Below are 20,111 nucleotides of genomic sequence, written 5' to 3' on the forward strand. Positions count from 1 at the left end.
ACTTAATATGAAAAAAATTAAAAAGTTACTAATTTTAAACTCTTTTGTTGTAATACCGACTTTTTTCTTGCTCTCATGTGCTTCTGCTCTTGAAAGAAATCGTCAAGAATTTGACTTTGGAGTTTCAACAACAACAATTAACACTTTAAATTACGTAAAAAATAATTCTTCCCACCAAATTCTTAATTCTTTAGTTGAATCTTTTGTAAAACCAGGCCCATCTGCTTCAAATTCATATGGGGCAAAATTGAATTTACCGGCAATTTCCTTTGAACTTTATAATACAAATCTTCAAAGCACGGCAGGTGATGAAATACTGCAAAACCCAGCAGGTATTTCTCCAGATGGTTCTTCTTTTACAATTAGTGATTTTGGACTGGCTCTTGGTTCAGTCGCGCCTTCAAGTGGAGGGGCAAAATCTTTTGTTGGAATTCAAAATTCTTCCCAGTCAATTGTTTCAACTTCAATTTTTCTCAATAAAGGTGCCTCAAAATGAGCAAATAATCAACCTGTTATTGCCCAAAATTTTATTGACTATATTTTGTATGTACTAAATATTAATGTTGCATCCCCTAATTTAGTCAAAGTTCTTTCAGTGAATATTAAAAATGCCCAAAAAATGATCTCGCTCCAACAAGATTATGTCTCAAAATTTGGAAATCCTTATCTAAATCCTTTTGGTCAAAAAAGATATATAAAAGATCAAAAAACTGGCAAAGTTAGTCTTGACTTTGACCAAAAAGTTTTTGAATCGCAAAACTCTGGTGATGAAGAATACGTTGCCCAATTTAAAGAAAATGCAAGAAATTTTGGAATGTATACAGGTCAAATTTTTGAACAAATGACAAACAAGGAAGTTGTTGATTTAGTTCAGGCTAATTTATCACTCAATCCAAATTTTAGTGCTAATTCAACTGAAATTAACGTTGTGCAAAACAACCAAAGATCAGTAATAAAACTAACAAAAAATCCATTTTTAGATCCTTCACAAGTTTTTGACGGTCCTAATTTGATTCCAAGATACGATTTTTTACCTGGAGACGAATATGGACTCCGAATCCAATTTGAAGACTCAGCGGCAAAAAAATTCATTAACTTATTTAGACAGATAATTCATCCTGATATAATTTTCCCGATAAATCGGGAATTTGTCGAGATTGAAGCCGGCGGAATTAATAATTTTGGAACCGATCTTTCAAAATTTTTAATTAATGGTCCTTTTGATATTTCTGAACTTAATTTAGGATCTCAAGGTTCAATGATTCTCACAAAAAGACAAGGTTATTATTCATCAGATAAAACCATTCCTAATAAAATTAAAGTCTTTTTTGCCGAACAACCGGAACTTTTATCGTCACTTTTCCTTGATGGTTACATTGCAAAAACCAAAATTCCTTCAACTTTTCAGTCTAAATTCTGGTCTGAAGAAAGAACAAGAAGATACATGGAAAAACAAACCGGATATGGTACAATTGGAATCCAAGTTAATTTAGATAATGTCAAAAAAGGAAAATCTTACCTTCAAGATTCAGATCTGCGAAAAGCGATTCTTTATGGCATAAATCGTATCGATTTACTCAATTTATACGGTCTTGACCACTCTTTTCCACAGACAACTTGAACTAATTTTGACAGTATTTTAACTTCGCGTGGCTATCCTTTGGAGACTTTTTTAGAAAACAGAAACTACCGTTCAGAATTTTTAGACTCAAACGGAAAACAAGTTGAATTTCCAGTTTTAGCCCAAAATTATGGTTCACATTTAGCAAAAGGGGTCTGATTTGAATCTGTCCCAAGAGTAGATTCATCTTATAGTCCGCAAGCTTCAAAATTTTTCCTTGAAAGATTTAAAAAGAATAATCCTAATGTTGAAAAAGTAAAATTAACTTTTATTTATAAAGATGATGCCGAAGAAAAAGTTGCTATCGGTCTACAGGACATTTTAGCCCGAAATACCGATAATTTTATCGAAATTGACCCTGTTAGACTTCCTGATGGAATCTACCAACAAAGACTTTCAACTGGTGATTTTGACTTGACAATGAAAAACTTTGACTTTTTCAACATCGGTGGTTCTCAACCTCATTCATATATAAAAGCGTTTTTCAACACAGATGAAATTTCGCCAAGTGATAATAAATTCTCAGGACTTGAGTCTAATCCGGCTTCTTCAATGACTTACTGGAAAATGTGAAATCAAATTTCACCTCAGCAAAGAGCTGAAATTGCAAAAAGACTCGAGATTTCTGACGTTTTTTTAAAGAAATTTGAAGAACTAATCACCCGAAAATTGAAACTTGACGGACAAGGAAATCCGATTTTCAAACAAGTCTACCTTGACAAAGAGCAAAAAATTCCTGCAACTGATTATAATAATAAGCCAATTTTAGTGCCAGAATTTTCTGAGCCCTTAGATGAATATAACAACAGAATTGACTCATTTTTCAATGCAATTTTTACACACCAAGAAAAACAAGAAGGCTGAACTCAGAACAGAGTTTTTGAATTTGTGCTAGTTTTTGAAAAAATAATTCGCGAATTTGCGCCAATTATTCCAATTATGGAGGTCGATACTTTCTGAACTATCAACCGAATTAGGGCCGGATCAGGAAATTCATTCCAGTTTGCTTTTGATGTTGAAAATATTAAAGTTAATTTTGTAACTGCAGAAGACGGAAAGTAATAATTTTTTAGGGTCTATATTTTCAGTCTAATTTTTATATAATTTAAAAAATAAATAAAATACCAGTATTTTCTGGTATATTTTTTTAATATTTGGAAAATGGGGTAGATATCTGACTTTGACAGTTTGATGGCAAAAATTCACTTTTTATTAACACAAATACGCAAAAATACCCGTAAATACGGTTTTTTTACCTAGAATCTTAATTTTTATTATTTTAAAATCAATCTTTTGCAAAAAAAAAAAAAAAAATACTTGGTCCAAAATCCCGAGTTTCCCAGTTTTAAGGCAAAAATTCACTTTTTAGTGAATATAAATATGAAAAAACACCCGTAAATCAGTGTTTTTTGAACGTAAAACCTTAATTTATATTAATGTCATTTAATTGCATTTTAAGTAATTTTATGGTATAATTATAAATTATGAAAAAACAAAATAAAGATGGTTTTATTGAAGTAAACAAATTGTTTGGCAAAAAACCTAAATATTTTAAGGAAATTTCAAACATGAAATTTGAAACAAGTTATTTGGAAATAATCAATATTTTGATATCTTAATAAATTACTAATAAAATTGTAATTAACTTTTACCAAAAAACTTAAAAAATTGCCTAAAACCGGATGCTTTTTTGAAATTACCTTATCAAACTGGGAAACTCAGGAAATACTTGGTCCAAAATAAAATTGTGTTATAATAAGTCTCACTAAGAATGAATTAATAAATATTGATATTGAATTAAGGGGGACTTGATTATGTTTTTAGCATATTAAAATCAGAAAATGCGAATTTTTCATTATATTTTTAAATATGATGGTATGCCTTGAATTTAACCGTTTAGAAATCTTCAAATTTAAGGCTTTTTTTATTGTTCTTTCAAAACTTCATATATTTTTTTAGGCTCGATGTAAATAAAAACGAGTTTTCTTTTTACATTGAGTTTAAATAGTAGTTGTATTTTTTATGATTTTTGGGGTGTGTTCATAATCTTGTGTTTTAAATTTTTATGGATTTTTCAAATAGAAATGTAATCTAATTTAATTTTACATTATTTAACCGATTAGGGAAAATAATTTCTAATTGTTTTTTAATCATGAATCAATTTCTTACCTTTTGTCATTTTGTAGATGCGTTTTGGAGAGTTAAATAAGTTATTTTTGAAAGGTAATTTACACTTTGAATTCCGCCTTTTGTTTTTGTATTTTTCCTAATTATTCTATTCATTGACTCAATTAAATTTGTCGTATAAATTGCTTGCCTCAATTCATATGGATATTTAAAAAATGTCGTTAGTTCAACGAAATTTGTATACCAAGACTTGATAATTGAAGGATATTTTTGGCCTCATTTTTCCGCAAATTTATCAAGATTTTGCATTGCAAATTCTTGATTAGCCGCTTGATAAATCTTTTTCATATCAAGGACAAACTCTTTTTTGTCTTTGTTAGAAACTTTTAAAAGCGAGTTTCTAATTTGGTGAACAACACATTTTTGAACATCTGTTTGCGGGAAAACCGCTTCAATTGCTTGACTAATTCCGCTTAGATTATCGCAAGAAATTATTAGAACATCTTCCAGCCCGCGAGTTTTTAGTTCGTTAAAAACATCAAGTCAATTACTTGCTGATTCGGTATTTTTAATCCAAAATCCCAGTGCTTTTTTATTTCCGTCCCAATCAATTGCAAGAATAAGATAAAGTGATTTTTTGACAAAAACACCGTTTTCTTTAACATTAAAAAACATCCCATCAATGTACAAAATTGGATAGGAATTCTCAATTTTTCGCGATTTTCACTTTTCAATTTCAGGCAATAATTTGTCAGTAACTGAAGAAATTCAGGCATTACTTATTTCTTTTTTATAGATACTTTTTATTGTGTTAACAATATTTTCATATGACATTCCTGATGCAAAAAGTGAAAACACTTGCTCTTCGATATCGCCTAAATTTGTTTCGTATTTACCGAGTAATTTGTTCTCAAAAGTGCCATTTCGATCTCTTGGTATTTTTAGACGAAAACTATTATGATTATAATTCACAGTTTTGTCCGAAAATCCGTTTCGCTTATTTGGCCTATGCACGCCTTTTTTGCTTCGGTTACTTTTTTCATAGCCTAAATGTTGGCTTAATTCCGCCCTTAAGAGCGCCTCAGTAAAAGTTTTAAACATATGCGAAATTTCGTTGTGAAAATCTTCTTTTTTTATTTTTTTATAATCAGCGTATTTGTCAACAAGTTTTTTAGCTTCTAACTCAAATGGGGATAATGTTTTTTGCTGTTTTTTCATATTTTGGTCCTTCATAATAAATTTTATCAAAATAAATTTACTTTAAAAACACAAAATATTTAACATTACCGATTTTTGTCAGTATTTTAAACTAAAAAAAGCAGTTTAAAAATTTCATAATTTTGCTTTTTAAGGTAAAAATATACCTTTTTTTAGTTTGCTTTATTATTAATAAGTAGATTTTTCTTTCGCGAGTGTTAGATTTAAAATTTGGTGTTTTTGCATTGATAGTTATTTTTCCTGAGTTTGCTAAAAAAGTTAAAAAGTGCCCAAAACCAGACACTTTTTTAAGATTATCTCATCAAACTGGAAAACTCGGGATTTTAATCTAATTTTTACAGAAGTTAAAAAAAATAATTAAAATACCAGTATTTTCTGGTATAATATTTAATATTTGAAAAATGGGGTAAATAAGATGTCGGTATCAATTAATGAAATTTTTATACATCCAGAGTTGTATGATCAGAAGAAAATTGCAGTTCAAGGTTGAATTACAAATATTCGTGGTAATCTAAAAATAATGTTCGTCGAACTGAACGATGGTTCGTCATTTAAAAATTTACAGTGTGTTCTTAAAAGTGATAATATTGACTTTACAAAAGTAGAAAATTTAGCAATTGGTGAAGCTATTGAAATTAGCGGTGTTTTTACAAGCACTCCTGAGCGCCAGCAAAACGGTGAAGTTTTAGTTGAGGATTTAGAGGTTAAAGGACGTAATTATAACAATAATTTTCCAATCCAAAATCAAGAAATTTCCTTAGAAGTTTTAAGGCAAATTCCACATTTTCGTCACAGAACTCGACTTTTTCGTGTGATAATGAGACTAAGATCTTCACTTTTTTATGAAATTCATAAGTTTTTTCGTCGTCAAGGATTTGTTAATTTTTCAGCGCCAATTTTAACCTCAAATGATGGTGAAGGTGCTGGTGAAACTTTTATTGTTGACGATGAGCAAAAAGATTTTTTTAACAAAAAAACAACTTTAGGTGTTACAGGGCAACTTCATGCTGAAGCCTATGCTCTTGGCTTTAAAAAAGTCTACACTTTTGCCCCTACATTTCGCGCTGAGAGATCAAACACTAGAAAACATGCTGCCGAATTTTGGATGATTGAACCTGAAGTTGCATTTTTTGATCTTGAAGAAATTATTGAATTAGCAACAAAATTGCTTCAAAAAGTAATAAAAGCTGTAATAATTCGTAACAAAGATGAATTTGCATTTCTAGAAAAAGTTGGCGACAAAAACCTGCGCCGCCGTTTGATTCAATTTTGTGATTCTCAAGTAGCCCAAGTAACTTACGAACAAGCAATTAAATTACTTTCTGAACACATTGATAAGTTTGAGGAAAAAGACCTGTTTTTTGGAGCTGATTTAAAAACTGAGCATGAACGGTTTTTATCTGAACAAATTTTCCGTGCCCCTGTTGTTGTAATTAATTATCCAAAATCGCTAAAAGCATTTTACATGCACCAAAATGATGATGGAAAAACTGTAGCGGCTTTTGATCTTTTAGTTCCAGGAATTGGTGAGCTAATCGGTGGGTCTCAACGTGAAGTTCGTTATGAAAAACTACTTGAACGAATGAACGAATTGAACATGAAAGTCGAAGATTTCCAATGATACCTTGATTTACGTAAATTTGGCAACCCTGGCTCAAGTGGTTTTGGTCTTGGTTTTGAAAGATTGCTAATGTTTGTTACCGGAATTGATAACATTCGTGATGTAATTCCTTTCCCAAGAACAAATAAAAATATTTTAATGTAAGAGGATAAAATTAAATTGAAAATTGATTTTGTAAAAGCAGGTTTTTGAAGACGTTCCTTTGCAGGATTAATTGATTTTGTATTTCTTTTTCTTACTTTTTTAGTATTTTTCTACCTATTTTTGGTATTAACTGAATGATCAAAAATAAAATTTTACCTTTGAATTCTAACTGTTTTTTTACTTGTAATTTTTTACCGCATTTTTTTAATTATTTTTTTAAAGCAAACAATTGGACTTTTTTTAACAAAAACTAAACTTGTCTTTTTTGACGAAATCCCTAATTTTTCCAAAAAACTCTGAATTTTACTAAAAAGGGAAGCATTTTTAAGTCTTAATTGGATATTTTCGCTTTTGTTTTCCTCAATTATTTTAGATCTCAGTTTCGGAATTGATCTTAACTTTTTTCAAACTTTTAAAAGTTCAAGTCAAAATTTAACTTTTTTCCAACAAATTAGCTTAAGTTTTCCCGCTTTATTTTCAAAAGTTAACTTTTTCTTCTTAATTGTAAATAACCTCTCAATTTTAGGTTCAAAAAAATTAACAATTATTGATTCTTTTTCTAAAACAACTATTTGCCTGAAAAAAACGCTTATAAAAGCGGATTATTTAAGTTCAATTCATGCAAATTTTAGTTCAATTCATTGGGAGGTTAATTAATCATGTCATCACAAAATATTCTTTCACAACTAAATGACAAACAAAAAATCGCTGTTATTAGCAATAGCTCGCATCTGAGAATTGTCGCAGGTGCTGGAACCGGAAAAACAACTGTTTTAACCAAAAAAATCGCCTATATTATTAATGAATCACTAGCATATCCCAATCGGATTTTAGCTTTAACTTTTACAAATAAAGCAGCCGAAGAAATGCGAACTCGTGTCGAAAAGCTTGTTCACGAAAAGGCAAAAGACATCCAAATTTTAACTTTTCACTCGCTTTGCAACCTAATTTTGCGAACTGAAGCAAAAAATATCGTTGAAATTGATGAAATCCAAATAGATGATTATCGTTTTAATATAATTGACGAGCAAGATCAGCGTAAAATTATTGAAAAACTTTTAGGTGCAAATCTTAAAACAACTGAAGACAAAGACGATAAAAAAATTACTGCATTTCAAGCGATTGAATTTATTTCAAGAGCCAAAAATTTAGAACAATCTCCAGCTCAGGCACTCAAGCTCGCAAATACTGAAGCTGAATTAATTAAGGCCAATGTTTATAAAAATTATCTTGAAAAAACAAGGGAAAATAATATAATTGACTTTGACGATTTACTGCTTTATACTAAAATAGCATTTGAAAAAAGCCCACAAATTGCAAAGCGATGACAGAAAAAATTTGACTTTGTGCTTGTTGATGAATTTCAAGACACCTCGTTAATTCAGTATTCTATTTTAAAATATTTTATCAAAGATAATACAAAATTATTTGTTGTTGGTGATCCTGATCAGACTATTTATTCCTGAAGAGGTGCTGATCCATCGCTTATTCTTAATTTAGAAAATGATTATCCTGATTTACAAACAGTAATTCTTGACAAAAATTACCGTTCAACACAAAATATTCTTGATGCGGCCAACCATTTAATTGCAAATAATAAAAACCGAATAAAAAAGAATTTAGTAGCTCATTCAACCGAAAAAATTGATATTCATTTTGAAGATCTTGGCAATGAAAGAGGCGCTGAAGTTGATTGAATTTATGAGACTATCCAAAATTTAATCACAAAAAACAAAGTAAATTATCGCGATATTGCAATTTTAGCACGTTCAAATTTTTATTTTGCACAAATAATTAACAAATTTGATGCCTACAATATCCCTTATATAAAACACGGAAATTCTCCTCTTGCTGCAAAAAAAGAAGTTCGTGAAGCTATTTATTTTTTAAAAGTCATTGAAAATTCTGATCCTTATGCTTTTGAGCAAATTATTAATGTGCCTGCAAAAAAAATTGGTGCAATAACAATTAACAAACTAAATGATTTGGCAGCTAAATTTGAACTAAATTTGTACGATTTTTTATTTAAATACTATTCAGGAAAAATCAATTTAAAAGATACTCACGGTAAAATTCCGCTAACTATTGAAAATCAAGCCAAAATTAAAAATCTTTTTGAACGAATAACCGCTGCAAGACGTTTCAAGATTGAAATTGAAGAAAAAAATCCGACAGTTTTTAAACTTTTTTCACAAGTTCTTGACTCTTTTTTGAAAAAAATTAACTACTTTAGCTCAATAAAAGACCCTAAACAAGAAGAAGACACAAAAGAACTTTTGGAAAAATACTATTTATCACTTGATAATTGACAAATCCAAAATCCTAATAAAAAATTAGCCGATTACCTTGATTATGCAGTTATTTCTCACTTTGAACAAACCGAAAGTCCAAATCGAATTAACTTATTAACAGTTCATTCTTCAAAAGGGCTTGAATTTGAGTATGTTTTTTTAGTCGGGATGAATCAAGGAGTCTTCCCTTCGCAAAAAGTTCTTGACCAAAATCTTGAGAGTGAATACGAAGAAGAAAGAAGGCTAGCATTTGTCGCAGTAACCCGGGCAAAAAAAGTTTTATACATAACAAACGGATTTCGTGGTGGTTTTCATAATGATTTTGGTCGCCGTTGAAAATCTAATCAAAATTCAATTTCACCATTTATTAAAGAGATGAAAATTAAGGCTGAACAGTTTTATCAGTTTCGTAAGCTTGATGCAACTGGAAAGCTTAATTACCAAAAAACCGATTCAGAAAATGTCGAATTTGCCCCTGGAAATCATATATCTCATCTAAAATTTGGTAAAGGAATCATTTTAGAAGTGCGCGCTGACTCAATTTTGGTGAAGTTTTTCGATATCCCTGGTGATAAAGGGATAAAAACACTTGTAAAAACTCATAAGTCCATTGAAAAAATTTCGTAAAAATGTCTGCACAAATTCAAACTTATTTAATAGTTGCGTTAATTTTGCTGATTAGTATTTTTTTTGTTTGCTTTTTGATTATAGTTTTACTTTTTGCCAATAATAAAAAAACAAAAATTCTCCCTTTAATTCCTTTTACTTATGATGCTGATTTAAAAAGAATTCGTGTTAGCGATGTTTTTTCACTTCCTAGTTTGAAATATATTGTTGAAAATAACAATTTACTAACAGGACTTTGGGTGAGTCAATCTGATTTTATTTCACTCCTTGAAGAGCCATACCAAAAATTATTTCTTTCACGGATTGACCATTGAAGGAAAGGCTCAATTACTGTCAAATTTCAAAAAAGATTTCTTTTTAACAATAATTTTCAAGTTTTTTTTCAGGACAGCTCAAAAAACGGCTTTGTTCTGATCCAAATCCAAAAATCAATTTTTGACATAGCAAAATACAAAAAAACCTTTAAAAATCGACTAGTCGACAAACTAATTCTTGATTTTACAAGTCCAAGTTTTCTGGTGAGTTTTAGTTTTCCTTTTGAAATAACGGCTGATTTTGCTAAAAATTTTTATATTTCGTATAACAAAATTCTCCCTTTTTTTGTTAAAATTTCTAATTTTTCCATTTTTTACTTTGAAAATATTTTGATTATGCAAATATGTGCAAAATCACCTAAAACGCTGGAAAAAATTAGAAATTCATACAAAAATTTTGCAAAAGCCCATAATTTAGGCAACTTTTTGTCTTGAGTGATTATAAATTTAGACAGTCAAATAAATTATGACTGAAAAATAGAAATAAAAAAATTTTTTAACCTAATAACAGCAAAAAAAGCCTCATTTTTCGAGGTAAATTCAAGTAGCGGCCAGTTTAAGTCAATTATTGACAATAAAAGTCAAGTTCAGCAAGCATTTAATATACAAAATCATTTTCTTGCCCATATTTATCAATTTGATAATAAAAACCCTGTTTATAGCGTCTTTGATTTAGACTTTCATAGCAACCAAAAAATCAATGAAATATTAAAATTTTTAACCCAAAACCCGTCATATGATCATTCACAAAATATTTACAAAATTAACTATATAATCGCACAAAAACTGCGTAATCTTCCAATTGATTTCGGAAAATTAACATTTTTAATTGAAACAGAAATTAATATACCAGAAACAAATATTAGTCATATTCCTAATATTTGTTATCAAAAAATAGTTGATTCTAAGCTTTTTTATTATCTAGCAATTAATAAACCGCCTTTTTTATTCATTAAAAATCTTAATGATTTTACCGATTTTAGTGACGGAAATGATATTGTTGTTTCGTCACTTGGCGAATATGCGCGTCGTGAAAAAGTAAAAGTCGTTTTTAAAAAGCAAGATATAACAAAATTTAACTTTGGGAATAAGAATTTTCCTCTCTATTATTGGTAAAAAATAGTAAAATTTGCTTCTTTTTCCTAATTTTTTCCTTTTTTTGGCCAAAAGCGGTTAAAAAATTAATTTAGGTTGCAACAAATTACTATAAGGGAGCAAAAATGCAAATTTATCAATATGGAAAAATTGTCTCAAAAAATAAAAATTATTTAATTATTGAAAATCAAGGAAGCGGATATTTACTGTATGTTCCGCGGATTGACCGTTTTAATATCGATGAAAATAGAAAAATTTATCTTTACGAATATGAAAATGATTATTCAAAAATAACTTACGGATTTGCAAGCTTCCGTGAAAGAATTTTATTTGAAGATCTAATTTCAATTCAAGGGGTTGGTCCAAAAACTGCTATTTCTGTTCTTAACGGCGGTGTGCAAAACACAATTAATTTAATAGCTGCAAATGATTGAAAAGGTCTTTCAAAAATTCCTTATCTTTCTGAAAAAAATGCTAAACAAATTGTTTTTGAATTTCACGGAAAATACAAAAAATTCCTTGAGAATGACAAAAAACAAAATCAGGAAAATATTCTTGAAACTGATTCTAAAGAAGTTGAAAAAACTGATGATTTGAATGATGAAATTCTCCAAAATAATTCAGTCGAAGAAAAAACATCATCAGAACTTGAAGAAACCCTAAAAATGCTTGGCTTTAAACCTAACCAAATTAATTATGCACTCACAAAAGTTGAGCCTAATGAAAATTTCGAAAACTTAATAGAACAAGCTATCAAGATTATTTCAAATGCCAGAGAATTTAGAAGTTAGGCCAACAAATTTTGATAATTTTATTGGCCAACAAAAATTGGTTGAAACACTGAAAATTTTAATTTCATCTTCTCAAAAACGAAAACAGGCCTTAGACCATATTTTATTTTATGGGCCTCCTGGAACGGGCAAAACCACCTTAGCAAATATTGTAGCAAACGTTCTTGAATCCAAAATTAAGTATGTCCAAGGACCATTGCTCGAAAAAAAGGCCGATGTTCTTGCTGTTTTAGCAAATATTTCTCAAGACACAATTCTTTTTATTGACGAAATTCACGGAATTAATAAAAATATTGAAGAGCTTTTATATTCAGCAATGGAGGAATTTGTAATTGATCTACAAATTGGTGTTGATGGCGAGCAAAAAATTATGCGGATGAAATTACCACATTTTACACTAATTGCTGCATCAACAAAACTAGCACAAATTTCAACACCTTTGCAAAACAGATTTGGCTATATTGCTAAAATTGTCAATTATACGACTGATGAAATGGTTCAAATTATTTCAAATTCGGCAGCGATTTTGAAACTGGAAGTCAACAAGGAAATTATTAAATACATTGCTAGTTTTTCAAACAACACTCCCCGGATTGCTAATAATTTATTAAAAAGAATTCGTGATTTTGCGCTTGTTTTGAATAAAAAGAAAATTGACCGTGAAATTGTCAACAAAACTTTTGACAGCATTGGCATTTATAACCAAGGTCTTTCGCAAATAAACATTGAATATTTAAATACCCTATTCAAAATTTTTAAAGGAAAGTCCGTCGCACTCGATGTTCTTGCTAATGTTTTAAAGGAACATCGGCAAACAATTATTAATATAATTGAGCCGCCACTGATTGAAAAAGAATTAATTGAAAAAACTCCTAGAGGTCGCCGAATAACTTCAAAAGGTAAGCAATATTTAACTGATTTAACTGCTAAAGATGAAAAAAACACCTAAAAAGCCAACCTTTTTAGGTGTTTTTGTTTAAATATGTACTAATTTATCCCTATCCCGAGTTTCCCAGTTTTAAGACAAAAATTCACTTTTTAGTGAATATAAATATGAAGAAACACCCGTAAATCGGTGTTTTTTTAATGTAAAACCTTAATTTTATAAGTAGCATTTGGTAGCATTTTAAGTAATTTTATGGTATAATTATAAATTATGAAAAAACAAAAATTAACTAAGTTGGTTTAGTATCGATGTTGCAAAAATTAAGACAAAGGGTTGAATTTAACACTTTAGATCAGCAAATTATATTTAAAAAACACGATGGTGTCCCTAGCGATCCAAACATTTGAAATAGATATGATTTTTACTTTGATATCTTAATAAATCACTAATAAAATTGTAACCAACTTTTACCAAAAAACTTAAAAAAGTCCCTAAAACCGGATACTTTTTTAAAATTACCTTATGAAACTGGGAAACTCGGGAGATGAAAAAAACACCTAAAAAGCCAACCTTTTTAGGTGTTTTTGTTTAAATATGTACTAATTTATCCCTATTTTCCTGAGTTTGTCAGTTTGATGGCAAAAATTTATTTTTTTTATTGAATATAAATACGCAAAAATACCAGTAAATACGGGTTTTGAGGCTAAAATCTTAATTTTTACAGTTTTGAAATTAACCTTTTGCAAAAAAATTTTAAAAAAATGCTTGGTCAAAAATAAAATTATGTTATAATAAACATCACTTAAGAATAGTTAATAAATTTAGAAATCAGAATTAAGGGGGAATTACTTATGTTTTTGCCATAAAAAAATCAAAAAATGCGAATTATCCATTATGTTTTTAAATATAATGGAATGCCTTAAATTTACCCGTTTAGAAATCTTTAAATTTAGGGCTTTTGGTTATTGTTCTTTCAAAACTTCATATGTTTTTTTAGGCTCGCTGCAAATAAAAACGAGTTTTCTATTTGCGTTGAGTTTAAATAGTAGTTGTATTTTTTATGATTATGTTTTTTAAGTTAAAATTTTAGCTTTTTTAGTTTGCTTTATTTGATTAATAAGTAGATTTTTCTTTCATGAGGCTTAGGTTTAAAATTCTGTGTTTTTGCTTTGATAGTTATTTTTCCGGGAAACTGGGGACACCTAAAAAAGCGCAACCTTTTTAGGTGTTTTTGTTTCAATATGTGCTAATTTATCCCTATTTTCATAAACAAATTTTAAGAAATCTCAAACCATTATCATTGCTATAACATCATTTTGGCAATAAATTTGTAAATTTTTTCTAACTTCTATTCACTCAATGTCTCCAATGTAATTGAAATAACGATCAACGGCTTTAATCATTGCCTCAAGACCATTTTTTACGGCTAATTTTTTATAAGGTGTTATTAAGTGATCCAAATTGTAATTATATTTATTAATAAAATTTTCAATTTTTTTAATTGAATAAAAACCTTTAAGATCAGAAATTACAATTCAATATTTTGAAAATGGATCTTTTAAATCAATAGTTTTGGCAATTATTTCATCAACTTTTTTTCGATATGTTTGAATTTTTTGGATCGCCTCATGATATGGATTATTTTCTTGGTAATGCATAAAAATTATGTTAACCATTTCTTTAAGTCTTGTAAGTTCGTATGATTTGTTAAAAACAACGTAAAAATCAGCGCTTTCGAGATAAATTTCATCAATTATTTTGCAAAAATTATCTCAACTATAAGTTTTAGGGTCAAAAACAACATTAGTTTCGTTAAAATCCTGAGGCAAAATTTTTCCATTATCAGTAACAACAATTGAAACTTGAGTAACAATTTGTTGAAAAGGTTGGGCATAATCTATAGCTGGAAAAGGCAAGGAAAGTGCTTCAAAATCATACCAAACAATTTTTTTGCCGTTCATTTTATTAATGAAGCTTTCTAAATTTTCAATTTCATTAATAATTATTGAATTACTTTTTTTGAAAAAATTATATCAATATGAATTTGTTTCAAAAGAAATGAGCCTGGATTCATCATTAACAAGTGATAAAATTTTTCTAGAATTTAAAAGTGTTCCGCTAATACCAGTCAGTTGAGGATAAAACTGTTCAACAAGGAAAGCAAAGTTAGCACTTTTTTCAAAGGCGCTGTTATCAATTTCGCTAGGTTTAGTAAATTTTGTTACATTTTTAGCATCAATTATCTCATCAATAGCAATATTGACAGGGATCATGTGAATCACTTTTTTATCTTTAACCTTAGAAATTTTTTCAATTTGATTTCTGAATAAGTTGTTTATTATTTTATTGTTTTCTAAAAATGTATTATCCCAAAACTCATTTAAACTAAGGCCATTTTGCTTTGCAATTTTTTTTGCAAGGAAAATATTTCCACTTTCAGAATCAGCTTTGGATACAGTTTTTGCTGATTTATACCTTGAAATTCAGAATGTTTCATGAAATTCAATTTTATTTTTTATTGGATGTTCAACTGTGTTAATTAAAAAATAAGATACTTCATCAATCGGGTTTAAATCACCGCTGATTTCTCGAAGCATATAATTTGATATTCAAAAATCTCAATTTGCTCTTAAATAATCTTTGACTTTAGTTGAGGTAGAAAGTTTTAAAATACTTAATTTTTTGTTAAAAACAAAAAAAACTGACGGATTAGCCGATGCATTTTTATATTCAAAGGCAGGGTTAAAAATTATATCGCATTTTTGATTCTTATAAAAATCAACAGTTTGCTCAATTTTTTCATCAATTGAAATTTTAGAAACAAGGCAAACTTTTTTGTCAGCAAACCTTTCCTTTATATAAAAGTAAAATGTTTTGTTAAAACTTTTAAAAATATTTTCATGTAATTCGGGAAATTTTATTTCATTTTCATGAAAAGAGTCAAAATCTCAAAGTTCTTGACCAAAATCATCATTATCATCTATGTCAACTTGATCTGAATTTTGTGCATCTGGATTGTTTCAAATAAAATATTTTTGTTGAGTATGCAATTTAAAGTAACGAGAAAAATTAATTCTTTCCATTTAAATACAAAACCCTTGATAATTAAGTATCTATTTGAAATTTCTGGTCTAAAATTGCCGGGTTAATTTTCAAAATATTAGGCGAATCAATAAGATTTTGATCAAAAATATGACTGTCAGTAAAAAGTTTATTATAACCGCCAACAATTTTGTAAAAATTATTTTGTGATCTTCAAGGCAATTTTACTCTAAAAATAAAAGTATTATCTTCATTTTCGACAGGTCTAACATAATTTGCTATATATTCGATATCTTTATTGTTAATTTGATCAAATCCGGTTTGAACCCCTGTATTTTCACGTTTAAAAACAAGACTATAATTATTTACAGTGTTAATTTTAACTATTCCAGGGCTAAATTTAACCTTAAAATCAACATCAATATTTTGAAGATCGCTATGAATTTGTCCTGGAAATTTACTATTAGAAACCTCAACGCCAACAATATCACCATCGGTTCTAAAAGTTAATGGGAATAAATTCTCATCAAAACTTAGCAAGTTACCTTTTTGATCATAAAGTCCCGAAATTATGTAAGTTGTGTCTCGCTCAAGATTTTTGAGGCTTACATGTAAAGACTGATCAGATCTTAAGTTATGTGTAAAAGTTTGTGTTTCAGGATTAGATCGAAGTGCGTTTGCTTTTCTATATTGAACATCAATTGGCTGTGAGTTCAAAGTTGTATCAGAAATTGAAACCTTAAAATCATATTGGCTTGAAGGGTCAGTTGCATCTAGTTTTTGGAATGAACCAGGAATTATTGTTGGATTTGGATTAGTTTGAAAAACATTTCCGCGAACAAATAATTGCTCTTCTTCTTGGCCGTTAATGCGAGTAATTCTGACAACATATTTAGTTTTTGAGTCTAAATTGTTAATTTTTAGTAAAATTTTGGGCTTATTGTCATGAAGTGCGCGAAAAGCTGAAAATTTAACCTGCTCATAGTTTTCAGTGTTTTCTTTTCTCAATTCAACTTTGAATGTTTTAGCTATATTTTCTTGTGGAGTTAGTGAAATATTATTTAGCAAAAGTTCGACAGATTTTGACTGTATATTCTGAATTGAAATTTCAGGAATTTCGCTATCTGAGCATGCAACAAAAATAACAGGGACGGACGCAAATAAACCTGTATGAAGTGTCAAAAATTTTATTTTTCTTTTAAAATTTTTTATTTTTTTCATTTTCCTCATTCCTAAATAAAAAAATTATACCACAAACTGCTAAAATTATTGCTTTTAATAGTATTTAAAATTTAATTTTTTTCCTTTTTTACCTAAAAGCCTAAAAAAATTAATCAGTCAAAGGCCCACAAAAATAAATATAGTCGAATAAAGGAAATTTGTGCTAAAATTTCTCTTATTCTCCAAAAAAACGGTCTGATTTCAAATGATAAGTGAAAAAAAAATTAATAAATTCCAACTTAGAGCAAATTATAAACCTAGTGGCGACCAACCCAAAGCAATAAAAAGCATAATTCAAAACATTGAAACTGGTAAAGAATCGCAAATTTTGATGGGTGTAACTGGTTCTGGAAAAACTTTTACAATGGCAAATGTAATTGCGTACTTTAACAAACCAGTATTAGTTTTGTCACACAATAAAACGCTCGCTGCTCAATTATATACAGAATTTAAGGAATTTTTTCCTGAAAACCGGGTTGAATTTTATGTATCATACTTTGATTTTTATCGCCCTGAATCATACCTTCCTTCAAAAGATGTCTATATTGAAAAAACTAGTAAAACAAACGCTGATCTTGAGGCAATGAGAATGTCTGCCCTTAATTCGTTAATTGAACGAAATGATACTATTGTTGTTGCTTCAGTTTCGGCAATTTATGGAACGTTAAATCCGAATGAATATCATGATAATTTTTTGCTTTTAAGTGTCGGTCAAGAAATAAAACCAAAAGAATTAGCCTTAAAATTAACGCGAATTAAGTATCTTAATAACCCAGTTGAGCAAAAACCAGGACTTTTTTCAACAAAAGGCGATGTAATTGAAATTTTCCCAGCTTGAGATGAAACTTTTAATATCAGGGTCGAATTTTTTGGCAATACAATCGAAAAAATCAGCACAATTCAGCCAGTCTCAAAAAAGCTAATAAAAACCTATTCGGTCTATACAATTTATCCTGCCACTGCATATAGTGTTAAAAAATCTATAATTGACAAAGCAATTGAATCTATTAAAATTGAGCTTGAAGAGCGCTTACTTTTTTTTGAGCAAAACAATAAACTTGTCGAAAAACAGCGCCTAAAAGACCGAGTTAATAATGATATTGACTCTTTAAGTGAATTTGGGATTTGCTCTGGAATTGAAAATTATGCCCGTCATATTGACGGCCGTCAACAAGATGAACAACCTTTTTCTTTGCTTGACTATTTGCCCCAAGATGCCCTAATTTTTATTGACGAATCTCACGAGATGATCAAACAAATTGATGGAATGTTCAAAGGTGACCGAAGTCGCAAGCAAACACTTGTTGACTATGGTTACCGTCTTCCTTCTGCACTTGATAATCGCCCTTTAAAATTATATGAATTTGAACAATTTAGGCAGCCTAAAATTTTTGTTTCAGCCACACCAGCTCAATATGAACTTGAAAAAACTGACGGCGAAGTTGTTAGTCAAATTATAAGGCCAACTGGATTGCTTGATCCTGAAATTATAATTGAAAATACTGACAACCAAATGGCAAAAATTTCTAAATATTTAGATTTGCAAAAACAAAAAAAGGAACGAACTTTAATTTTAACAACAACAAAACGAAACGCTGAAGAAATTAGTAAATATTTGCAAGAAAAAAAATTACACAATGTTTATTATTTGCACTCAGAAATGACAACTTTTGAACGTGATGAAATTATTATTAAATTACGAAAAGGCATTTTTGATGCAATTGTTGGGATAAATTTGCTTCGTGAAGGGGTTGATATTCCGGAAGTCTCACTGATTCTTGTATTAGATGCAGGTCTTGCTTCTTTTTTAAGATCAAAAACATCATTAATTCAAATAATTGGTCGTGCTGCTCGAAATCAATCAGGAAAAGTAGTCCTTTTTACCGACGGAATTACAAAAATAATTCAAGAAGTTATTGATGACAATCTAGCTAAACGAAAAATTCAAATCCAACACAATCAGGAAAATAAAATAATTCCAAAAACAATAAAAAAACCAATTCCTGAAAGCATAAATCCAAATGCTCTAAAATTAAGTAAAGTTCTTCATGAGAAAAAAATGAATAAAAAAGAGATAGAAAAACAGATACAAATTTTAGAAAAAGAAATGAGAAACGCCTCTAATGCCAACCGTTTTGAAGAAGCTATTCAAATTCGGGATCTAATTGCCGAAATTAAACAAAAATCAGATCAATTTTAAAAATAAAGTGTTAAAATGAAATTGGAATTATTTTATAATAAATCACTCTCATCGCTATGTTTTTATGATAGTCAAAAACAAATGCTAATGAAAGTAAAAACGTCTATTTTTACAGCATTTTTTTCAGATTTGGAGACTAAAACTATCAGATTCAATTTTTGCTTTAATTTAAAAATTACCTATTTTAATAATTTTTTATTTTGACTTGCAAGTCAAAATTTAATTTCAGAAAAAAATTTATTTAACGGACTTAACTTGTCTAAAAACAAAATATTTGTTCTAAAATTATTGAATAATTTCCATATTTTGTTTTGAAAATATAAGATGAACAGTCTTGTCATTTTCATTGAAGATGATAATGAATTTAGCGATTGATTTGTCCAAAATTATGCCGGTTTTAAGGAACAAATTCATAAAAATTCTAAACTATTTATTTGTTCTACAGATACAGTTGTTGGTCTTGGTTCGTTTTATCATGATTTGGATCTTGAAGCAATTTATAAAATAAAAAACCGTGATGTTAGTAAAAAAATCGTAACTTTGGTAGGAAAAATATCGCAAATAAAGCCATTAATTAGTCTAAGTAGTTACAAAATTCTTAAACAAAAAAGCAAAAAACATTGACCTGGTGCAGTTACTTTTATAATTGAAAAAAAATCATTTAGAATTCCTGGTCTCAAAAAGTCGCAAGAATTATTTATAAAAAATGGGCCTGCTTTTGTTACTAGCGCCAATATTTCTGGCCAAAATCCTCTTAATTTTAAAGAAGCGCGCCAATTATTTTGACAAATCACAAAATTTTACGATTTTGGCCGTGGTTCAGGTCGCCCCTCAAAAATTTATGATATTGACCTAAAAACTTGAGTTCGAACTTAAAATTTACTTTTTAAAAATAATAAAAAAAACCTTTGGA

Annotated in this window: 14 protein-coding genes; 11 read left to right on the forward strand and 3 right to left on the reverse strand. The window is 28.9% G+C overall.

All coding sequences use genetic code 4. The features are described 5' to 3' along the window. Positions 1-7 precede the first annotated feature (7 nt). Together V3249_RS01080 and V3249_RS01085 are read left to right on the forward strand one after the other, a co-directional pair. Entirely contained in the window at positions 8-2,683 is a 2,676-nt protein-coding gene (locus V3249_RS01080; RefSeq protein WP_337896788.1) for an ABC transporter substrate-binding protein, read from the forward strand. A 422-nt stretch (positions 2,684-3,105) separates the two neighbouring features. Beyond that, positions 3,106-3,240: a hypothetical protein gene (locus V3249_RS01085; protein ID WP_341517595.1), complete on the forward strand. Its 135-nt coding sequence runs from the start codon at positions 3,106-3,108 to the stop codon at positions 3,238-3,240. A gap of 472 nt (positions 3,241-3,712) precedes the next feature. Here the strand turns inward: V3249_RS01085 and V3249_RS01090 are convergent, their stop codons facing one another. After that, entirely contained in the window at positions 3,713-4,966 is a 1,254-nt protein-coding gene (locus V3249_RS01090; protein WP_341517461.1) for an IS256 family transposase, read from the reverse strand. Positions 4,967-5,381: 415 nt separating this feature from the next. Here V3249_RS01090 and asnS point away from each other — a divergent pair, with 415 nt between their 5' ends. The 7 genes from asnS (at position 5,382) to V3249_RS01125 (ending at position 13,184) form a co-directional block, all read left to right on the forward strand. Beyond that, positions 5,382-6,731 carry an asparagine--tRNA ligase gene (gene asnS / locus V3249_RS01095; protein WP_337897047.1) on the forward strand — a complete coding sequence of 450 codons (1,350 nt, stop codon included), beginning with the start codon at positions 5,382-5,384 and terminating at the stop codon, positions 6,729-6,731. 15 nt (positions 6,732-6,746) lie between these two features. Further along, the gene (locus V3249_RS01100; RefSeq protein ID WP_337897048.1) at positions 6,747-7,388 is read left to right on the forward strand and encodes an RDD family protein; all 642 of its coding nucleotides are present in this window, start codon (positions 6,747-6,749) and stop codon (positions 7,386-7,388) included. A gap of 2 nt (positions 7,389-7,390) precedes the next feature. Then, a complete protein-coding gene (locus tag V3249_RS01105) occupies positions 7,391-9,649 on the forward strand; it encodes an ATP-dependent helicase (protein WP_337897049.1) in 2,259 nt (752 codons plus the stop codon). A 2-nt stretch (positions 9,650-9,651) separates the two neighbouring features. Next, positions 9,652-11,079 (forward strand): hypothetical protein, encoded by a 1,428-nt coding sequence (locus V3249_RS01110; protein ID WP_337897050.1) that lies wholly within the window; start codon positions 9,652-9,654, stop codon positions 11,077-11,079. 104 nt (positions 11,080-11,183) lie between these two features. Then, positions 11,184-11,849, forward strand: a complete 666-nt coding sequence (ruvA, locus tag V3249_RS01115; RefSeq protein WP_337897051.1) for a Holliday junction branch migration protein RuvA — start codon at positions 11,184-11,186, stop codon at positions 11,847-11,849. After that, positions 11,827-12,798, forward strand: a complete 972-nt coding sequence (ruvB, locus tag V3249_RS01120) for a Holliday junction branch migration DNA helicase RuvB (protein WP_337897052.1) — start codon at positions 11,827-11,829, stop codon at positions 12,796-12,798. The genes ruvA and ruvB overlap by 23 nt, the downstream gene beginning before the upstream one ends. 245 nt (positions 12,799-13,043) lie before the next feature. Continuing rightward, positions 13,044-13,184: a hypothetical protein gene (locus tag V3249_RS01125; RefSeq protein WP_252263094.1), complete on the forward strand. Its 141-nt coding sequence runs from the start codon at positions 13,044-13,046 to the stop codon at positions 13,182-13,184. A 753-nt stretch (positions 13,185-13,937) separates the two neighbouring features. On the opposite strand, the gene V3249_RS01130 is transcribed toward V3249_RS01125, so the two are convergent. Both V3249_RS01130 and V3249_RS01135 read right to left on the reverse strand, forming a co-directional pair. Beyond that, positions 13,938-15,818, reverse strand: coding sequence for a DUF2779 domain-containing protein (locus V3249_RS01130; RefSeq protein WP_337896964.1), 1,881 nt, complete (start codon positions 15,816-15,818; stop codon positions 13,938-13,940). A 22-nt stretch (positions 15,819-15,840) separates the two neighbouring features. Then, entirely contained in the window at positions 15,841-16,998 is a 1,158-nt protein-coding gene (locus V3249_RS01135) for a hypothetical protein (protein ID WP_337902533.1), read from the reverse strand. Between the two features lie 205 nt (positions 16,999-17,203). Here V3249_RS01135 and uvrB point away from each other — a divergent pair, with 205 nt between their 5' ends. Both uvrB and V3249_RS01145 read left to right on the forward strand, forming a co-directional pair. Further along, the gene (gene uvrB, locus V3249_RS01140) at positions 17,204-19,198 is read left to right on the forward strand and encodes an excinuclease ABC subunit UvrB (protein WP_337896962.1); all 1,995 of its coding nucleotides are present in this window, start codon (positions 17,204-17,206) and stop codon (positions 19,196-19,198) included. Positions 19,199-19,213: 15 nt separating this feature from the next. Beyond that, the gene (locus V3249_RS01145; RefSeq protein ID WP_337896961.1) at positions 19,214-20,074 is read left to right on the forward strand and encodes an L-threonylcarbamoyladenylate synthase; all 861 of its coding nucleotides are present in this window, start codon (positions 19,214-19,216) and stop codon (positions 20,072-20,074) included. Positions 20,075-20,111: the final 37 nt, after the last annotated feature.

This window comes from Mesomycoplasma ovipneumoniae (genome assembly GCF_038095995.1).
GTDB lineage: Bacteria > Bacillota_I > Bacilli_A > Mycoplasmatales > Metamycoplasmataceae > Mesomycoplasma > Mesomycoplasma ovipneumoniae_F.